This window comes from Synechococcus sp. BA-124 BA4, assembly GCF_034931165.1.
Genome location: NZ_JAYGIA010000069.1, coordinates 1 through 14,593, shown reverse-complemented (window position 1 = coordinate 14,593; position 14,593 = coordinate 1). Strand labels below are relative to the sequence as shown.

Here is a 14,593-nt window from a genome sequence, read left to right as displayed (position 1 = left end):
AGGATTCTCCGGATGGTGCCGACTGTCCTGGAGCGCAACTGTCCATGCTGAGCGCCCCCCCGAAGCCCTGGTGTGCGGAGGCCCGCCTTCACTTCCATCGAACGGCAGAGCGTGGCACCCAGTACCAGGGCGGCGCCACGGCCCCCCTCAAGATCCAGAGGGCCTTCGCCCGCGCCGATGGCCGCTGTGAACTGCCGCTGCTCCACACCGGCGGTGGTCTCGTGGGAGGGGATGAGCTGAGCATCGAGGTCGGGCTCGGGCCCTTCAGCCGTGCCCTGCTCACCAGCGTCGCCGCCCAGAAGGTGTACGGATCGGTGGGCCGCTCCCGCCTGGCCCCCCGCGGCAGCTGGAGCCGCCAGCGGCTGAGCGTCGAGCTGACGGAGGGGGCCGACCTGGAATGGCTGCCCCAGGAGGTGGTGGTGTTCGCAGGAGGCTTGATCGAGCAGAGCTGCCGGGTGGAGCTGGCCGAGGGAGCCAGCTGGCTCGGGGCCGACGTGGTGCGCCTGGGACGCAGCGCCGACTCCGAAACCCTGGGGGACGGCTGCTGGCGCTCCCGCCTCGAGATTCGCCGACAGGGGCGCTGGAGTGTTGTCGATCAACTGGAGCTCACGGGAGAGACCTTGCGCTCCCCCCACGGGCTGGGGGGGATGCCCGTGTTCGGCAGCCTGGTGTGGGCGGCGCCGGCGCCGGTGCCGGACGCGCTGCTGGACCTCTGCCGAGCCGATCGGACCGGGCTGGAGGGGGAGATGGCCTGCGGCCGGCTCGATCAGGGGCTGGTGGCTCGTTACCGGGGCGGCTCCACCCAGGCGGCCCGCTGGTGGTTCACCCGCATCTGGGCCCGGATCCGCGCCGAGCGTGGCCTGGCGCCGCCGGTTCTCCCGAGGGTGTGGCCGTTCCAGGAGGATCCCTGGCTGGAACCCTCGGACAGGATCCCCAGTCTTCGCGAGGCCCACACGGCGGACTCCAGCTGATCTCAGGGCTCATCGGGGCCGGCAGGACGGCTGGGGCCAGCGCCGCATCACCACAAGTCCCAGCACCACGAGGACAGCCGGGATCAGGCCGATGCAGAGGCGGATCATCACCAGGGCCGGACGGGGCTGGCCACCGACCAGCCCAGCCACGTAGCCGCTCCAGCTGAGCAGGTTTCCCAGCAGGAAGACCGACACGGCGCTGCCCAGCTTCTGGGTCATCACCATCCAGGCGGTGAACAGTCCGGCCGGCCGCTCCGGATCGGCGTCGATCGCGTCGGGCAGCAACGACCAGGGCAGCAGGTAGGCGGTGGCGGCCCCCAGGCCCAGCAGAATCACGACCCCCACCAGCAGTGAGAACTTGAGGCCGTTGCCCCCGGGGGCCAGCGGGGCCGCGGCGGCATCCAGCGGCACCAGCACCATGGCCAGGCCGCCCATCGCGATCCAGAGGCCACAGCCCCAGCGCAGGGCGACCAGCCGTCCCTGCCGGGCCGCCAGCCGGCTCCACAGCTCCAGGCCGGCCATGGCGCTGAGCTGGAAGGGGATCAGCATCCAGGTGCTCCAGGCCTGGGGCAGATGCATCACCTCGGTGAGATAGAGCAACGACACGGGCTGCATCAGTTGCAGCGCTCCCCAGAGCAGGAGGTACAACCCCACCACCCGCAGGAAGCGGCCATTGCGCCGGATCCGCCCCAGCTGGGCGGTGATGGGCTCGGGCGACCCCGAGGGCCGGCGGCACACCCGTGCGGCCGGCGCCAACCCCCAGGCGGACAGCAGGGTGCCGACGACCACCACCGCTCCGGCGGCCACTCCCATCGCCAGGTAGCCCGGGGCGCCATAGCCCACCAGCAGGGCCCCGAGCATCAAGCCCAGCAGGCTGCTGAGAATCGAGCCGGTGAAGCGGGCCGCGTTGAGGCGGGTGCGCAGCCGGGTGTCCTCGCTGAGCTCGGTGGCCAGGGCGCAGAAGGGCAGGTTCACGCCCGTGTAGGCAGCCATGAACACCACGGAGATCAGCACGAACCAGCCGAAGCGCAGCAGTTCACCGCCAGGGGGGAACCACCACATCAGCGCCATGCTCAGCCCGAGGGGCACCGCACTCCAGACCATCCAGGGGAGGCGGGGGCCGAAGCGGCTGCGGGTGCGGTCGCTGAGCCAGCCCAGCAGCTGATCGTTGATGGCGTCCCAGAGCCGCCCCACCATCAGCACCAGGCCCGCCAGCCAGGGGGGCAGCCCGGCGATCTGGGTGTAGAAGACGAACAGATAGAAGCCGATCAGGGCCGCCGCCAGCCCGGTGCCGGCGTCACCGAGGCCGTAGGCGAGCACCGTCCGGCGACGCAGGGTCACCGGCAGCTCCATCAGATCGATCGGCTCGGCCATGGCGGTGGGGCTGCGGACACTCCGGGCATGCTGCTCTCCAGGCCCTGAGCCGGCGGTGAAAGTTCCTGCTGAACCTGGCGGCCTGCCGGACCACTGCCAGAGTGATGGCGGAACGCCCCCGCCCATGTATCTCACTCCCCAGGAGAAGGACAAGCTGCTGATCGTCACCGCAGCGCTTCTGGCGGAGCGTCGGCTGCAGCGGGGTCTGCGCCTCAACCATCCCGAGGCCGTGGCCTGGCTCAGCTTTCTCGTGCTGGAGGGGGCCCGCGACGGTCGCAGCGTGGCTGAACTGATGGCCGAGGGCACCACCTGGCTCAGCCGCGAGCAGGTGATGGAGGGGGTGCCGGAGCTGATCCCCGAGGTGCAGATGGAGGCCACATTCCCCGATGGCACCAAGCTCGTCACTCTGCATGAACCGATCCGATGATTCCCGGAGAACTCTTTCCTGAACCCGGCAGCCTCGAGCTCAACGCCGGCCGGCCGGTCACCACGATCGAGGTGGCCAACCGGGGTGATCGTCCTGTGCAGGTGGGATCCCACTTCCACTTCCACGAGGCCAACCATGCCCTGGTCTTCGACCGGGAGGCGGCGAGGGGCCAGCGCCTCGACATTCCGGCCGGCACCGCGATCCGCTTCGAGCCAGGGGATCAGCGCCCCGTTCAGCTGGTGCCTCTGGCCGGAGCCCGCTGTGTGTTCGGCTTCAACGGTCTGATCAACGGCCCCCTCGACTGATCCGCCCAGGGCGGCCCCGCCCATCCCCCGTTCCTTCGTCACCCGCACCAGCCATGCCCTACCGGATGGATCGCCGGGCCTACGCCGAGACCTACGGCCCCACCACCGGCGACCGGCTGCGGCTGGCCGACACCGAGCTGATCCTGGAGGTGGAGGACGACTTCACCAGCTATGGCGAGGAGGTGAAATTCGGCGGCGGCAAGGTGATCCGCGACGGCATGGGCCAGGCCCAGACCTCCCGCGCCGACGGGGCTGTGGACACGGTGATCACCAACGCCCTGATCCTGGACTGGTGGGGGATCGTCAAGGCCGATGTGGGCCTCCGCGACGGACGCATCTGCGCCATCGGCAAGGCCGGCAACCCCGACATCACCGACGGCGTGACGATCGTGGTGGGGCCCGGCACCGAGGCGATCGCCGGGGAGGGCCACATCCTCACCGCCGGCGGCATCGACACCCACATCCATTTCATCTGTCCGCAGCAGATCGAGACGGCCCTGGCTTCGGGCGTCACCACTCTGCTGGGCGGCGGCACCGGCCCGGCCACCGGCACCAATGCCACCACCTGCACCCCCGGGGCCTTCCATCTGGCCCGGATGTTCCAGGCTGCCGAAGGCCTGCCCGTGAACCTGGGCTTCTATGGCAAGGGCAACGCCAGCACGCCCGAGGCGCTCGAGGAGCAGGTGCGGGCCGGAGCCTGCGGTCTCAAGCTCCACGAAGACTGGGGCACCACCCCGGCGGCGATCGATTGCTGTCTCACCGTGGCCGACCAGCTCGACGTGCAGGTCTGCATCCACTCCGACACCCTCAATGAGGCGGGTTTTGTGGAGGACACGATCCGGGCGATCGGCGGCCGCACCATCCACACCTTCCACACCGAGGGGGCCGGCGGCGGCCATGCCCCGGACATCATCCGGATCTGCGGCGAGGCCAACGTGCTGCCCAGCTCCACCAACCCCACCCGCCCCTACACCCGCAACACGCTCGAGGAACACCTCGACATGCTGATGGTGTGCCACCACCTCGACGCGGCCATCCCCGAAGACGTGGCCTTCGCCGAATCGCGCATCCGCCGCGAAACCATTGCCGCCGAGGACATCCTCCACGACCTGGGGGCCTTCAGCATCATCGCCAGCGACTCCCAGGCCATGGGCCGGGTGGGTGAGGTGATCACCCGCACCTTCCAGACCGCCCACAAGATGAAGGTGCAGCGCGGCACCCTGCCGGAGGACAGCGCCGGTCCCGGAGGAGGCCGCAACGACAACGTGCGCCTCAGGCGTTACGTGGCCAAATACACGATCAACCCAGCGATCGCCCACGGCCTCGACAGCCAGATCGGCTCGGTGGAAGTGGGCAAACTGGCTGATCTGGTGCTCTGGAAGCCCGGCTTCTTCGGGGTCAAGCCGGAGCTGGTGGTCAAGGGGGGCTCGATCGTCTGGGCCCAGATGGGTGATGCCAACGCCTCGATCCCCACCCCCGGTCCGGTGCACGGACGGCCGATGTTCGCGGCCTACGGCGGTGCCCTCGCCCCCAGCTGCCTCACCTTCCTGAGCCAGGCGGCCCTCGACGATGACCTGCCCCGCAAGCTGGGCCTGAAGCGGCCCTGCGTGCCGGTGGTTCACACCCGTGGCATCGGCAAGGCCCAGATGCGCAACAACAGCGCCCTGCCCAAGGTGGAGGTGGACCCCCAGACCTATGAGGTTTTCGCCGACGGTGAACTGCTCACCTGCGAGCCCGCCGACGAGCTGCCGATGGCGCAGCGCTACTTCCTGCTCTGAGGGCCCGCGCCAACAACGGGCCCTGGCCGGGTGTGGATCTGGATCGATCCAGCTCAACCCACCGGCAATCGGTAGCGATAACCACCAGAGTTGTCAATGCCGCTGTCCATGATCAAGCCATGGCCACGCCACCGTCGATGTTCACCGACTACAAGCCCAGCAAGGGTTACGACGAGTATTTCAGCGCGGCCTCCGAGCCGCGCTCGGCCCTCAGCCCCCTGCTCTCGTCTCTCGGTCAGCTGGGGATCGAGGAGATCAACCGCAACCATGCCGCCGCCGGCATGCTGCTCAAGCGCCTCGGCGCCACCTTCCGCCTCAACGGATCCGGAGAGCGGGGCGGTGAGCGGATCCTTCCCTTCGATCCCCTGCCGCGCCTGATCCGCTCGGGCGAGTGGCAGCGTCTTGAACTCGGCCTGATTCAACGCCTGGAAGCGATCGACAGTTTCCTGGGCGATGTCTACGGCGATCAGAAGATCCTCAACGACGGGGTCCTGCCCCGGGAGGATGTCGAGAGCTCCCAGGGCTGGCGGCCGCAGATGCAGGGGTTCAAACCGCCCCTGGGCCGCTGGTGTCACATTTCCGGGCTCGACCTGATCCGCGACGGTCAGGGCACCTGGCGGGTGCTGGAGGACAACCTGCGCTGCCCGTCGGGGGTGGCCTACTTCCTCGAGAACCGCCGCGTGATGAAGCGGATGTTCCCCAGCCTCTTCGCCGGCCGCACGGTGCAGCCCATCGACGACTATCCGTCGCACCTGCTGCAGACCCTGCGCGACCTGGCCCCCTGGACCGACACCCCCAAGGTGGTGCTGCTCACCCCCGGGGTCTTCAACAGCGCCTACTTCGAGCACAGCTACCTGGCCCAGCAGATGGGCATCCAGCTGGTGGAGGGTCGCGATCTGGTCTGTGAGGGGAACCGGGTCTGGATGCGCAGCACCTCCGGGCTCGAGCCGGTGGATGTGATCTACCGCCGGATCGACGACGACTTCCTCGATCCGGCCGTGTTCCGCCCAGACTCGATGCTGGGGGTGCGCGGGCTGATGGAGGCCTACCGGGCCGGGCGCGTGGCGATCGCCAACGCCCCCGGCACCGGTGTGGCCGACGACAAGCTGATTTACGCCTACGTGCCGGAGATGATCCGCTACTACCTGGGGGAGGAGCCGATCATCGAGAACGTGCCTACCTACATCTGCTCGCGGCCCGACGACCAGGCCTATGTGCTCGCCCATCTCAGCGAACTGGTGGTCAAGTCGGTGGCGGAGGCGGGCGGCTACGGCATGCTGATCGGCCCCCATGCCGATCAGGCCGAGATCCTGTCCTTCGCCGAGAAGATCAAGGCCGATCCCCGCAATTTCATCGCCCAGCCCACCCTTGAGCTCTCCACCGTGCCTTCCCTCAGTGAAGGCGAGCTCTACCCCTGTCACGTCGATCTGCGTCCCTACGTGCTGCGGGGCAAGGGCGCCTGGGTGAGCCCCGGGGGTCTCACCCGCGTGGCCCTGCGCCGCGGCTCCCTGGTGGTGAACTCCTCCCAGGGAGGAGGCTGCAAGGACACCTGGATCGTGGATGAGACTTCATGCTGAGCCGCGTCGCCGAATCCCTCTACTGGATCAACCGCTACGTGGAGCGGGCGGAGAACATCTCCCGCTTTCTCGAGGTGAGCGAGGCCATGGCCCTCGACTGCCCCCCCGGCAGTGCCGAGCCCTGGCTGCCGCTGATCGACGCCAGCGGCGACCGTGAACTCTTCGATCAGATCTTCCCCGCTGGGGGGCCCGAAGAGGTGGTGCGCTTCCTGGTCCAGGAGCCGGAGAATCCCAGCAGCATCGTCAACTGCATCGACGCGGCCCGCGAGAACGCCCGCCAGATCCGCGAGGTGATCACCACGGAGATGTGGGAGCAGCTCAACGATCTCTATCTCACCCTGCTCGAGAGTGATTCGTTCTGGCGGCTTCCCGGCCAGGAGCAGCTCCACGAGGTCCGCAAGGCCTGTCAGCTCTTCTACGGCATCACCGATGCCACCTTGAGCCGTGACCTCTCCTGGCAGTTCAGCAAACTGGGTCGACTGGTGGAGCGCGCCGACAAGACCAGCCGCATCCTCGACGTCAAGTACTACCTGCTGCTCCCCAGCCCCGAGGAGGTGGGAGGTGTGCTCGATGAGCTGCAATGGATTTCGCTGCTGCGCTCCGCCGGGGCGTACCAGATGTTCCGCCAGTCGCAGCAACAGGGCATCACCCCCCGGGCCGTGGCCGAGTTCCTGCTGCTCGATCCCATCTTTCCCCGCTCGGTGCGCTACTGCCTCGAAGGTCTCAGCAAGTCCATGCGGGTCATCCGCGGCAATCCGGTGCCCGGCCCCCCCGACGACCTCGAGTGCCTGACGGGACGCATGCTCGCCACCTGGAGCTACGTGCGCATCGACGAGCTGATCTCCCAGGGGCTGCATGAGGCCATCGACCGTTTCCAGGGCGATCTCAACCGCCTGCATGCCTTGATCGACGCCAACTACTTCGTCGTGGCCTCGCCCCAGGCGGAGCCGGACGACACTGCCGCGGCCGCCGACCCCAGCCCCTCCTCCAGCACCGTCGTTCCTGCATCCTCGGCATGCGCGCCCGCGTAACCCACACCCTCAGTTACCGCTATACAGCTCCTGTCCTGCTGGGTCCGCACCGCATCTGCCTGAAGCCAAGGGCCCATGGCTTCCAGCGCCTGCTCAGCTTCGATCTCTATCTCTCCCCGGATCCCCATCGCCTTCACCCGCTGGTGGCCGCCAGTGGCGACGACATCCTGCGGGCGCGCTTCAGTGGCGCCACCGATGCTTTCGACATCCGCTCCCAGTGCGAGGTGGAGACCCAGGTGCCGCCCCTGCTGCAGGTTTGCCTGGAGGAGAACGAGCCGTCCCTGCCCTATCCCAAGGGTCAGCTCAACGGCGACCTGCTGGGCAGTCTCGAGGGCTGGCTGCCGAACGGCCAGCATGATCCCGCTGCCGTGGAACTGGCCCAGGAGGCCCTGATGGGCAGCGACCAGCGGGCGCTGATGTTCCTCGACCAGCTGGTGGAGATGATCCAGGACCGGGTCAAGTACACCCAGCGGCACGTCGGGCCGGCCTGGCCTGCCGGACGCACCCTCAAGGAGCGTGTGGGGTCCTGCCGAGACCTGGCCGTGCTGATGATCGAGGCCTGCCGCTGCGTGGGGCTGCCGGCCCGCTTCGTGAGCGGATACCACCTGGTGGAGCCCAGGCCCGACCGCTACGACCTGCACGCCTGGGCCGAGGTGTACCTGCCGGGGGCCGGCTGGCGTGGCTTCGATCCCAGCGGGATGGGGGCGATCGACGATCGCTACATCCCCCTGGCCACCTCCTCCAAGCCCAACCTGGCCGCGGCCGTGATGGGCAGCTTCAGCGGACCAGCCGGGGTCACCAGCGAGATGCAATGGTCGATCGCGGCCGAAGTGCTCAGCGAGGACCACACCGTCCCCAACCTCCTGCACTTCTGAGGCGAACCTTCAGGGAACCTGGAATGAACCTGAATCGGTAACCGTTCCAGCAGCGATGGGGGTGGGTCCCGCAGCATGAAGGGACGAGTCGACACAATCCGCCTCCATGGCAGCCAGCACCGTCCCCCCCACCGACCTCGGCGCGTCGCCATCCCTGGATGGCCACGCCCTGGCCGAGGCGATGCGCCGGCATCTGTTCTTCACCCAGGCCAAGTCACCGTCGCTGGCCACCAGCCACGACTACTACCGGGCCCTGGCGATGGCCGTGCGCGATCAGCTGCTGCAGAGCTGGGTGGACACGGCCGAGGCCTACACCCAGAGCGGGGTGCGCACGGTGTCCTACCTCTCGGCCGAGTATCTGCTTGGTCCTCACCTGGAGAACAACCTCGTCAATCTGGGGCTGCGCGAGGCGGCCCAGGAGGCCTGCGACGAGCTGGGCCTCGATCTGATGCACCTGATCGCCCAGGAGCCGGAACCGGGGCTGGGAAATGGCGGTCTCGGACGCCTGGCGGCCTGTTTCCAGGAATCGATGGCCAGCCTCGAGCTGCCGGCGATCGGCTATGGCATCCGCTACGAATTCGGCATCTTCCGCCAGCAGATCCTGCGGGGCAGCCAGGTGGAGAGCACCGATCCCTGGCTGGCTCAGGGCAACCCCTGGGAAGTGATCCGCGCCGAATGGACCTACCCGGTCACGATCGGGGGTCACACGGTGATGGGCGTGGCCTACGACACCCCGATCCTGGGCTATGGCGTGCACACCGCCAATACCCTGCGGCTGTGGTCGGCCCAGGCCCCGGAATCCTTTGATTTCGCCTCCTTCAATGCCGGTGATTACACCCGTGCAGTGCTGCAGAAGATCAATTCGGAGACCCTTTCGAAGGTGCTCTATCCGAACGATGAGACCGACCAGGGCAAGCAGCTTCGCCTGAGTCAGCAGATCTTCTTTGTGAGCTGCTCCCTGCAGGACATGTTCCGCATCCTCAAGGGGCAGGGGTTGCCGGTCACGGAGTTCCACACCAAATTCGCCGTTCAGCTCAACGACACCCATCCGGCCATCGCCGTGGCCGAGCTGATGCGGCTGCTGATCGATGAGCACGGTGTCGACTGGGACACCGCCTGGTCGATCACCACGGCCTGCATCAGCTACACCAACCACACCCTGCTGCCGGAGGCCCTCGAGACCTGGGGTGTCGACCTGTTCGAGCAGCTGCTGCCGCGCCAGCTGGAGATCATCTACGAGATCAACACCCGCTTCCTGCGCATGGTGCGCATCCGGAATCCAGGCCAGCCGGCCCTTCTGGAGAAGATGTCCCTGATTCAGGAGGGTCCCTACCGCAAGGTGCGCATGGCCAACCTGGCAGTGGTGGGCAGCCATCGGGTCAACGGTGTGGCAGAACTGCACAGCAAGCTGGTGCGCAAGGATCTCTTCTCACACTTCGTGGAGCTGTGGCCGGAGAAGTTCACCAATGTCACCAATGGTGTCACTCCCAGGCGCTGGATTGCCGTGGCGAATCCGTCACTCTCAGCCCTGCTCGATGACACGATCGGCAGCACCTGGCGCCGCGATCTCGGCGAGCTCTCCCGCCTCGAATCGTATGCCGACGATGGAAACTTCCTGGACCGCTGGCGCGGTGTGCGGGATCACAACAAGCAACGACTCTCCAACCTGATCCACCAGCAACTGGGCGTACTGGTGGATCCCGCCTCCCTGTTCGATGTGCAGGTGAAGCGGATCCACGAATACAAGCGCCAGCACCTGGCGGCATTGCAGATCGTTGAGCGTTACCTGCGCATCCGCAACGGCGAGGACCTGCCGCCGCGCACCTTCATCTTTGGAGGTAAGGCAGCCCCGGGCTACGCCATGGCCAAGCTGATCATCCGCCTGATCGGCGGCATCGCCGAGATCGTGAACATGGATCCGGCCATGGATGGGCGCCTGCGGGTGGTGTTCCTGCCCAACTTCAGCGTCAGCCTGGGGCAGAAGGTCTACCCGGCGGTGGATCTCTCCGAGCAGATCTCCACCGCCGGCCTGGAGGCCTCCGGCACCGGCAACATGAAGATGGCCCTGAACGGGGCTGTCACGATCGGTACCCTCGATGGCGCCAACATCGAGATCAGAGATCTCGTGGGCCACGACAACTTCTTCCTGTTCGGCCATACCGCCGAGCAGCTGGAGGTGATCAACCGGGGCGGGTACCATCCGATGCCCTGGCTGGAGAGCGACCCGATCGCGCGGGAGGCCATCGACCTGATCGGCTCCGGCCATTTCAGCGAGGGCGATCGCGATCTGTTCCACCCCCTGCTGGCCAACCTCTGCGGCAGCGATCCCTTCCGAGTCATGGCCGACATCGGCGACTACCGCAGGGCCCACAACGCCGTGGATGCCGCCTGGGTGGATTCCGTGGGCTGGAGCCGCATGTCGCTGCTCAATTCAGCCCGTTGCGGTTTCTTCAGCAGCGACCGCTCGATCCGCGACTATGCAGAACGGATCTGGAACGTGGAGTCGATGCCCATCAATGCCTGCACGGTGCTTCCCTCGGCCCAGCCGGGTTCCCGCTGAGCCGATGGTGGTCACTGAGTCGATCCGGCCGGCCTCCGCGGAACCTGGCTGGATGCCCGTCACCGCCGCGGAGGCGGAGAAGCGCCTGAGCGCCAGGGGCATCCAGCTCACCCTCGGCGGTGAGCCCACGGTGGTGCCGTTCGAACCCGAGGGGGCCGAGTGGTCGGTGGCGGCCGATGGCCCCACCAAGCTCAGCTATGCCCGTCGGCTGGCCGCTGAACTGCAGCGGCGGGTCTGGCCCGGCAGCACCCTGATGTACTGCCCGGGCAAGCGCTACGACGGCGAGGTGAATCCTCGCTGGGCCCTGCGACTGATCACGGGCCTCGATGGCGGTCCCCTGGTGGCATGGCCTCAGCAGGCGCCGACCACATCCCCGGCCGATCAGGCCTCTCTGCCCCACCTGCCGGCCAAGCGGGCCGAGGATTTCCTGCATGGGATCGGCAAGTCCCTCGGCCATGAGGTGCACCCCCTGCGGCTGAAGGATCCCCTGGATCCCAGCTCCAGGATCTGGGCCGTCCCCCTGTCCCACAGCACTCCGACCGAGGAGGAGCCTGACCTCCCCGAAGGCTGGCAGGCCGCCCGCTGGCCGCTGGCCAAACCCCTGCGCGAGCTGCTCCCCGCCAGTGGACCGGCGGGGCTGCGCCTGCCGCTTCAGCACTTCCCGGAAGGTGTGCTGCGTCAGGTGCTCACCCTGGAGGTCAGCCCCCGCGGCTGGAACCTCTTCCTGCCGCCCCTGCCCCGCCAGCCCCTCGAGCAGCTGCTGCATCTGATCGCCGAGGCCAGTACCGGCTGGAGTCAGCCTGAACTCAGCGGCGTGCTCCCCGCTGATCTCGATGGCCGCTGGAATGTGCTGGGGCTGACGGCCGATCCCGGCGTTCTGGAGGTGAACCTGCCCGTCTGCCACGGCTGGGCCGACTACAACTTCTGGATCCACACCCTGACCGAGGCCTCCGAGGCGGTGGGGCTGCGCAGCTGGAAGCAGGTGGGGGAGCGCCAGGAAGGCACCGGCGGTGGCAACCACCTGCTCTGGGGAGGCCCAAGCCTCGAGACCAATCCCTTCTTCTCGAGGCCGGCCTGGCTGGTGGCGATCCTGCGCTTCTGGCAGCGGCATCCCAGCCTCTCCTATCTGTTCGGAAACAGCTCCGTCGGCCCGGCGTCCCAGGCCCCCCGTCTCGATGAAGGCAGTGCCAGTTCCCTGGATCTGCAGCTGGCCCACCGGGCAATCGAATCGCTTCCTGAGGGTGATCAGCGCATCCTGATCAGTGAGACCCTGCGCCACCTCCATGCCGACCGCAGCGGGAACACCCACCGCAGCGAGATCAGCTTCGACAAGTTCTGGAATCCCGCCTGGGCGGCCGGATGTCAGGGCCTGATCGAGTTCCGGGCCATCGAAACCCTGCCCGATCCCGCCTGGACCGGTGCCATCGCCCTGCTGTGGAGCGCCCTGGCCGCCCACCTGCTCGATCCGGCCCACCGCCCCAGCCGGCTCGAGCCCTTCGGCGAGCGTCTTCACGATGCGATGCAGCTGCCGCAGGCCATCTGGACCGACCTTCAGGCGGTGCTGGATCTGCTGGCCCGAGATGGTCTGGTGCTGGAGCCTGAGCCCTTCCGTGGGATCTGGGAGTGGCGTTTCCCCCTGCTGCTGAGCTGGGAGCAGGAGGGAGCCCGGCTGGAGATCCGACGGGCTCTAGAACCCTGGCCCCTGCTCTGCGACACCCCGGTGCAGGGAGGAAACACCAGCCGCTTCGTCGACAGTTCTCTGCAGCGGCTCGAGCTGAAGGCCAATACAGCGTTTCTGCAGTCCTGTTCGCTGCGGTTGAACGGCCGGGAGCTGCCCCTGGGCGACGGCTGGCTCGGCGTGCGCTACCGGCACAGCCGCCTCTACCCCTCCCTCCACCCCTGCATCGATCCCCATCTGCCATTGCGGCTGGAGATCAGTGGCCTGGCCATGGCCGGCTATGAGCTCGGGGCCGAGGGCTCAGACCGGATCAGCTTCGAACCCGTCCCCGTTCCCGAGGATGACGGCAGGCCCCAGGCCCCTCCCTGGCCCGCACCGTCTCCAGGTCTACGCACCCTTGATCTGAGGCTGGGATGAGTCAGCTGCTGATCACCGGCGGTGCCGGCTTCATCGGAAGCCACACCTGCCTGGTTCTGCTGGAAGCGGGCCACAGCCTGGTGGTGCTCGACGATTTCTCCAACAGCTCCCCCGAAGCCCTGAGGCGTGTCCAGGAGCTGGCTGGCCCGGTCGCGGCCCCACGGCTGCAGGTGATCGAAGGTGACCTGCGCCGTTCAGGGGATCTGGCGCGGGCCTTTGCCGCGGCGCCCATCGAGGCCGTGGTCCACTTCGCCGGTCTCAAGGCGGTGGCTGAATCCGTGGCCGATCCCCTGCGCTACTGGGACGTGAATCTGTCGGGCAGTCGCGCCCTGCTGGCGGCCATGGTTCAGGCCGGTTGCCGCACGATTGTCTTCAGCAGCAGTGCCACCCTCTACGGCTCCCCGGAGTCGGTGCCGATCGCCGAATCCGCCCGGGTCGAACCGGTGAACCCCTACGGCTACACCAAGGCGGCGGTGGAGCGGATGCTGGCTGATGTGCATGCCAGCGAGCCGGGCTGGCGGGTGGCGCGGCTGCGCTACTTCAACCCGGTCGGGGCCCACCCCAGCGGACGCATCGGCGAGGATCCAGGGGGCATCCCCAACAATCTGTTCCCCTTCCTCAGCCAGGTGGCGGTGGGCCGCCGCCCACGGCTGCAGGTGTTCGGCTCCGACTGGCCCACCCCCGACGGCACCGGCGTCCGCGATTACATCCACGTGATGGATCTGGCGGAGGGCCACAGGGCGGCCCTTGAGGTGTTGATGGCCGAGCCCCCCCAGCTGCTCACCCTCAACCTGGGCAGCGGCCGGGGCCATTCGGTGCTGGAGGTGGTGGCGGCCTTCGAGCGGGCCTGCGGCACCCCCGTTCCCTATGACCTGGTGCCCAGGCGGTCAGGAGATGTGGCGGCGACCGTGGCGGATCCGTCGCTGGCGGAACGGCGCCTGTCCTGGCGTACCCAGCGCGACCTCGACGCCATCTGTCGCGATGGCTGGGCCTGGCAGCGTGCCAATCCCCAGGGCTATGGGCCTCGTGGGGACTGACGACCCACTCCAGCAGCACCTGATCCTGGCCGGGGGCGGCCACAGCCATGCCCTGCTGCTGCGCCGCTGGGCGATGGAGGGTCTTCCCCGGGGGGTGCTGATCACCCTGGTGAGCCGCACCAGCACCGCGCTCTACAGCGGGATGGTGCCGGGCCTGATCGCCGGGCTCTACAGCCGCCGCGAGACCGGCATCGATCTTCGTCGCCTCTGCGACCGTGCTGGGGTGCGCTTCGTGCGGGCCGAGATCACCGGTCTGAATCCGGCCGAGCGTGAGCTGCGGCTGGCTGGCCGTCCTTCCCTGCACTGGGACAGGCTCAGCCTGGATGTGGGGGCTGTCACGCCGGGTTCCGGCGGCATGGCGATCAAGCCGCTGGAGCCGTTTCTGGCCTGGTGCGGGGCCCTGACGCCCGGCGAGGCCCCCAGCCGGGTGCTGGGTGGCGGGGCTGCCGGGGTGGAGGTGGCCCTGGCGCTGAAGGCCCGGGGCCTGAGGGTGGAGCTGGTGCGACGCGGGGACAGCCTTGCCCTGGGCTCGCCAGGGGCCAACCGGGCCGGCGAGCGGATGC

12 protein-coding genes are annotated in these 14,593 nt (G+C 68.1%); 11 read left to right on the top strand and 1 reads right to left on the bottom strand.

The window, feature by feature from the left end:
* Positions 1-44 precede the first annotated feature (44 nt).
* Positions 45-971 (top strand): urease accessory protein UreD, encoded by a 927-nt coding sequence (locus VB734_RS08515; protein ID WP_197161203.1) that lies wholly within the window; start codon positions 45-47, stop codon positions 969-971.
* Between the two features lie 9 nt (positions 972-980).
* Here the strand turns inward: VB734_RS08515 and VB734_RS08510 are convergent, their stop codons facing one another.
* The gene (locus tag VB734_RS08510; protein WP_197161206.1) at positions 981-2,345 is read right to left on the bottom strand and encodes an MFS transporter; all 1,365 of its coding nucleotides are present in this window, start codon (positions 2,343-2,345) and stop codon (positions 981-983) included.
* 124 nt (positions 2,346-2,469) lie between these two features.
* Here VB734_RS08510 and VB734_RS08505 point away from each other — a divergent pair, with 124 nt between their 5' ends.
* The 10 genes from VB734_RS08505 to VB734_RS08460 form a co-directional block, all read left to right on the top strand.
* On the top strand, positions 2,470-2,772 hold the full coding sequence (locus VB734_RS08505; RefSeq protein WP_006172936.1) for an urease subunit gamma: 303 nt from the start codon (positions 2,470-2,472) through the stop codon (positions 2,770-2,772).
* Positions 2,769-3,077: an urease subunit beta gene (locus VB734_RS08500; RefSeq protein WP_197161221.1), complete on the top strand. Its 309-nt coding sequence runs from the start codon at positions 2,769-2,771 to the stop codon at positions 3,075-3,077. Before VB734_RS08505 ends, VB734_RS08500 begins: the two co-directional genes overlap by 4 nt.
* Before the next feature lie 53 nt (positions 3,078-3,130).
* The gene (gene ureC / locus VB734_RS08495) at positions 3,131-4,855 is read left to right on the top strand and encodes an urease subunit alpha (protein ID WP_322782159.1); all 1,725 of its coding nucleotides are present in this window, start codon (positions 3,131-3,133) and stop codon (positions 4,853-4,855) included.
* A gap of 137 nt (positions 4,856-4,992) precedes the next feature.
* Positions 4,993-6,432 carry a circularly permuted type 2 ATP-grasp protein gene (locus VB734_RS08490; protein WP_322782626.1) on the top strand — a complete coding sequence of 480 codons (1,440 nt, stop codon included), beginning with the start codon at positions 4,993-4,995 and terminating at the stop codon, positions 6,430-6,432.
* A complete protein-coding gene (locus VB734_RS08485) occupies positions 6,426-7,463 on the top strand; it encodes an alpha-E domain-containing protein (protein ID WP_255142039.1) in 1,038 nt (345 codons plus the stop codon). Before VB734_RS08490 ends, VB734_RS08485 begins: the two co-directional genes overlap by 7 nt.
* Positions 7,448-8,338 carry a transglutaminase family protein gene (locus VB734_RS08480; RefSeq protein ID WP_322782160.1) on the top strand — a complete coding sequence of 297 codons (891 nt, stop codon included), beginning with the start codon at positions 7,448-7,450 and terminating at the stop codon, positions 8,336-8,338. Before VB734_RS08485 ends, VB734_RS08480 begins: the two co-directional genes overlap by 16 nt.
* Positions 8,339-8,444: 106 nt before the next feature.
* A complete protein-coding gene (locus tag VB734_RS08475; RefSeq protein ID WP_322782161.1) occupies positions 8,445-10,898 on the top strand; it encodes a glycogen/starch/alpha-glucan phosphorylase in 2,454 nt (817 codons plus the stop codon).
* A 4-nt stretch (positions 10,899-10,902) separates the two neighbouring features.
* Positions 10,903-12,993 carry a transglutaminase family protein gene (locus VB734_RS08470; RefSeq protein ID WP_231594505.1) on the top strand — a complete coding sequence of 697 codons (2,091 nt, stop codon included), beginning with the start codon at positions 10,903-10,905 and terminating at the stop codon, positions 12,991-12,993.
* Positions 12,990-14,030 carry a UDP-glucose 4-epimerase GalE gene (galE, locus tag VB734_RS08465; RefSeq protein ID WP_197161237.1) on the top strand — a complete coding sequence of 347 codons (1,041 nt, stop codon included), beginning with the start codon at positions 12,990-12,992 and terminating at the stop codon, positions 14,028-14,030. Before VB734_RS08470 ends, galE begins: the two co-directional genes overlap by 4 nt.
* A partial coding sequence (locus tag VB734_RS08460) for an NAD-binding protein (RefSeq protein WP_323243249.1) occupies positions 14,011-14,593 on the top strand: 583 nt, incomplete at its 3' end. The genes galE and VB734_RS08460, both read left to right, overlap by 20 nt.

Coding starts and splice junctions, on each gene's coding strand:
- VB734_RS08515 (WP_197161203.1), top strand. CDS start 45: ATGCTGAGCGCCCCCCCGAAGCCCTGGTGTGCGGAGGCCCGCCTTCAC.
- VB734_RS08510 (WP_197161206.1), bottom strand. CDS start 2,345: ATGGCCGAGCCGATCGATCTGATGGAGCTGCCGGTGACCCTGCGTCGC.
- VB734_RS08505 (WP_006172936.1), top strand. CDS start 2,470: ATGTATCTCACTCCCCAGGAGAAGGACAAGCTGCTGATCGTCACCGCA.
- VB734_RS08500 (WP_197161221.1), top strand. CDS start 2,769: ATGATTCCCGGAGAACTCTTTCCTGAACCCGGCAGCCTCGAGCTCAAC.
- ureC (WP_322782159.1), top strand. CDS start 3,131: ATGCCCTACCGGATGGATCGCCGGGCCTACGCCGAGACCTACGGCCCC.
- VB734_RS08490 (WP_322782626.1), top strand. CDS start 4,993: ATGTTCACCGACTACAAGCCCAGCAAGGGTTACGACGAGTATTTCAGC.
- VB734_RS08485 (WP_255142039.1), top strand. CDS start 6,426: ATGCTGAGCCGCGTCGCCGAATCCCTCTACTGGATCAACCGCTACGTG.
- VB734_RS08480 (WP_322782160.1), top strand. CDS start 7,448: ATGCGCGCCCGCGTAACCCACACCCTCAGTTACCGCTATACAGCTCCT.
- VB734_RS08475 (WP_322782161.1), top strand. CDS start 8,445: ATGGCAGCCAGCACCGTCCCCCCCACCGACCTCGGCGCGTCGCCATCC.
- VB734_RS08470 (WP_231594505.1), top strand. CDS start 10,903: ATGGTGGTCACTGAGTCGATCCGGCCGGCCTCCGCGGAACCTGGCTGG.
- galE (WP_197161237.1), top strand. CDS start 12,990: ATGAGTCAGCTGCTGATCACCGGCGGTGCCGGCTTCATCGGAAGCCAC.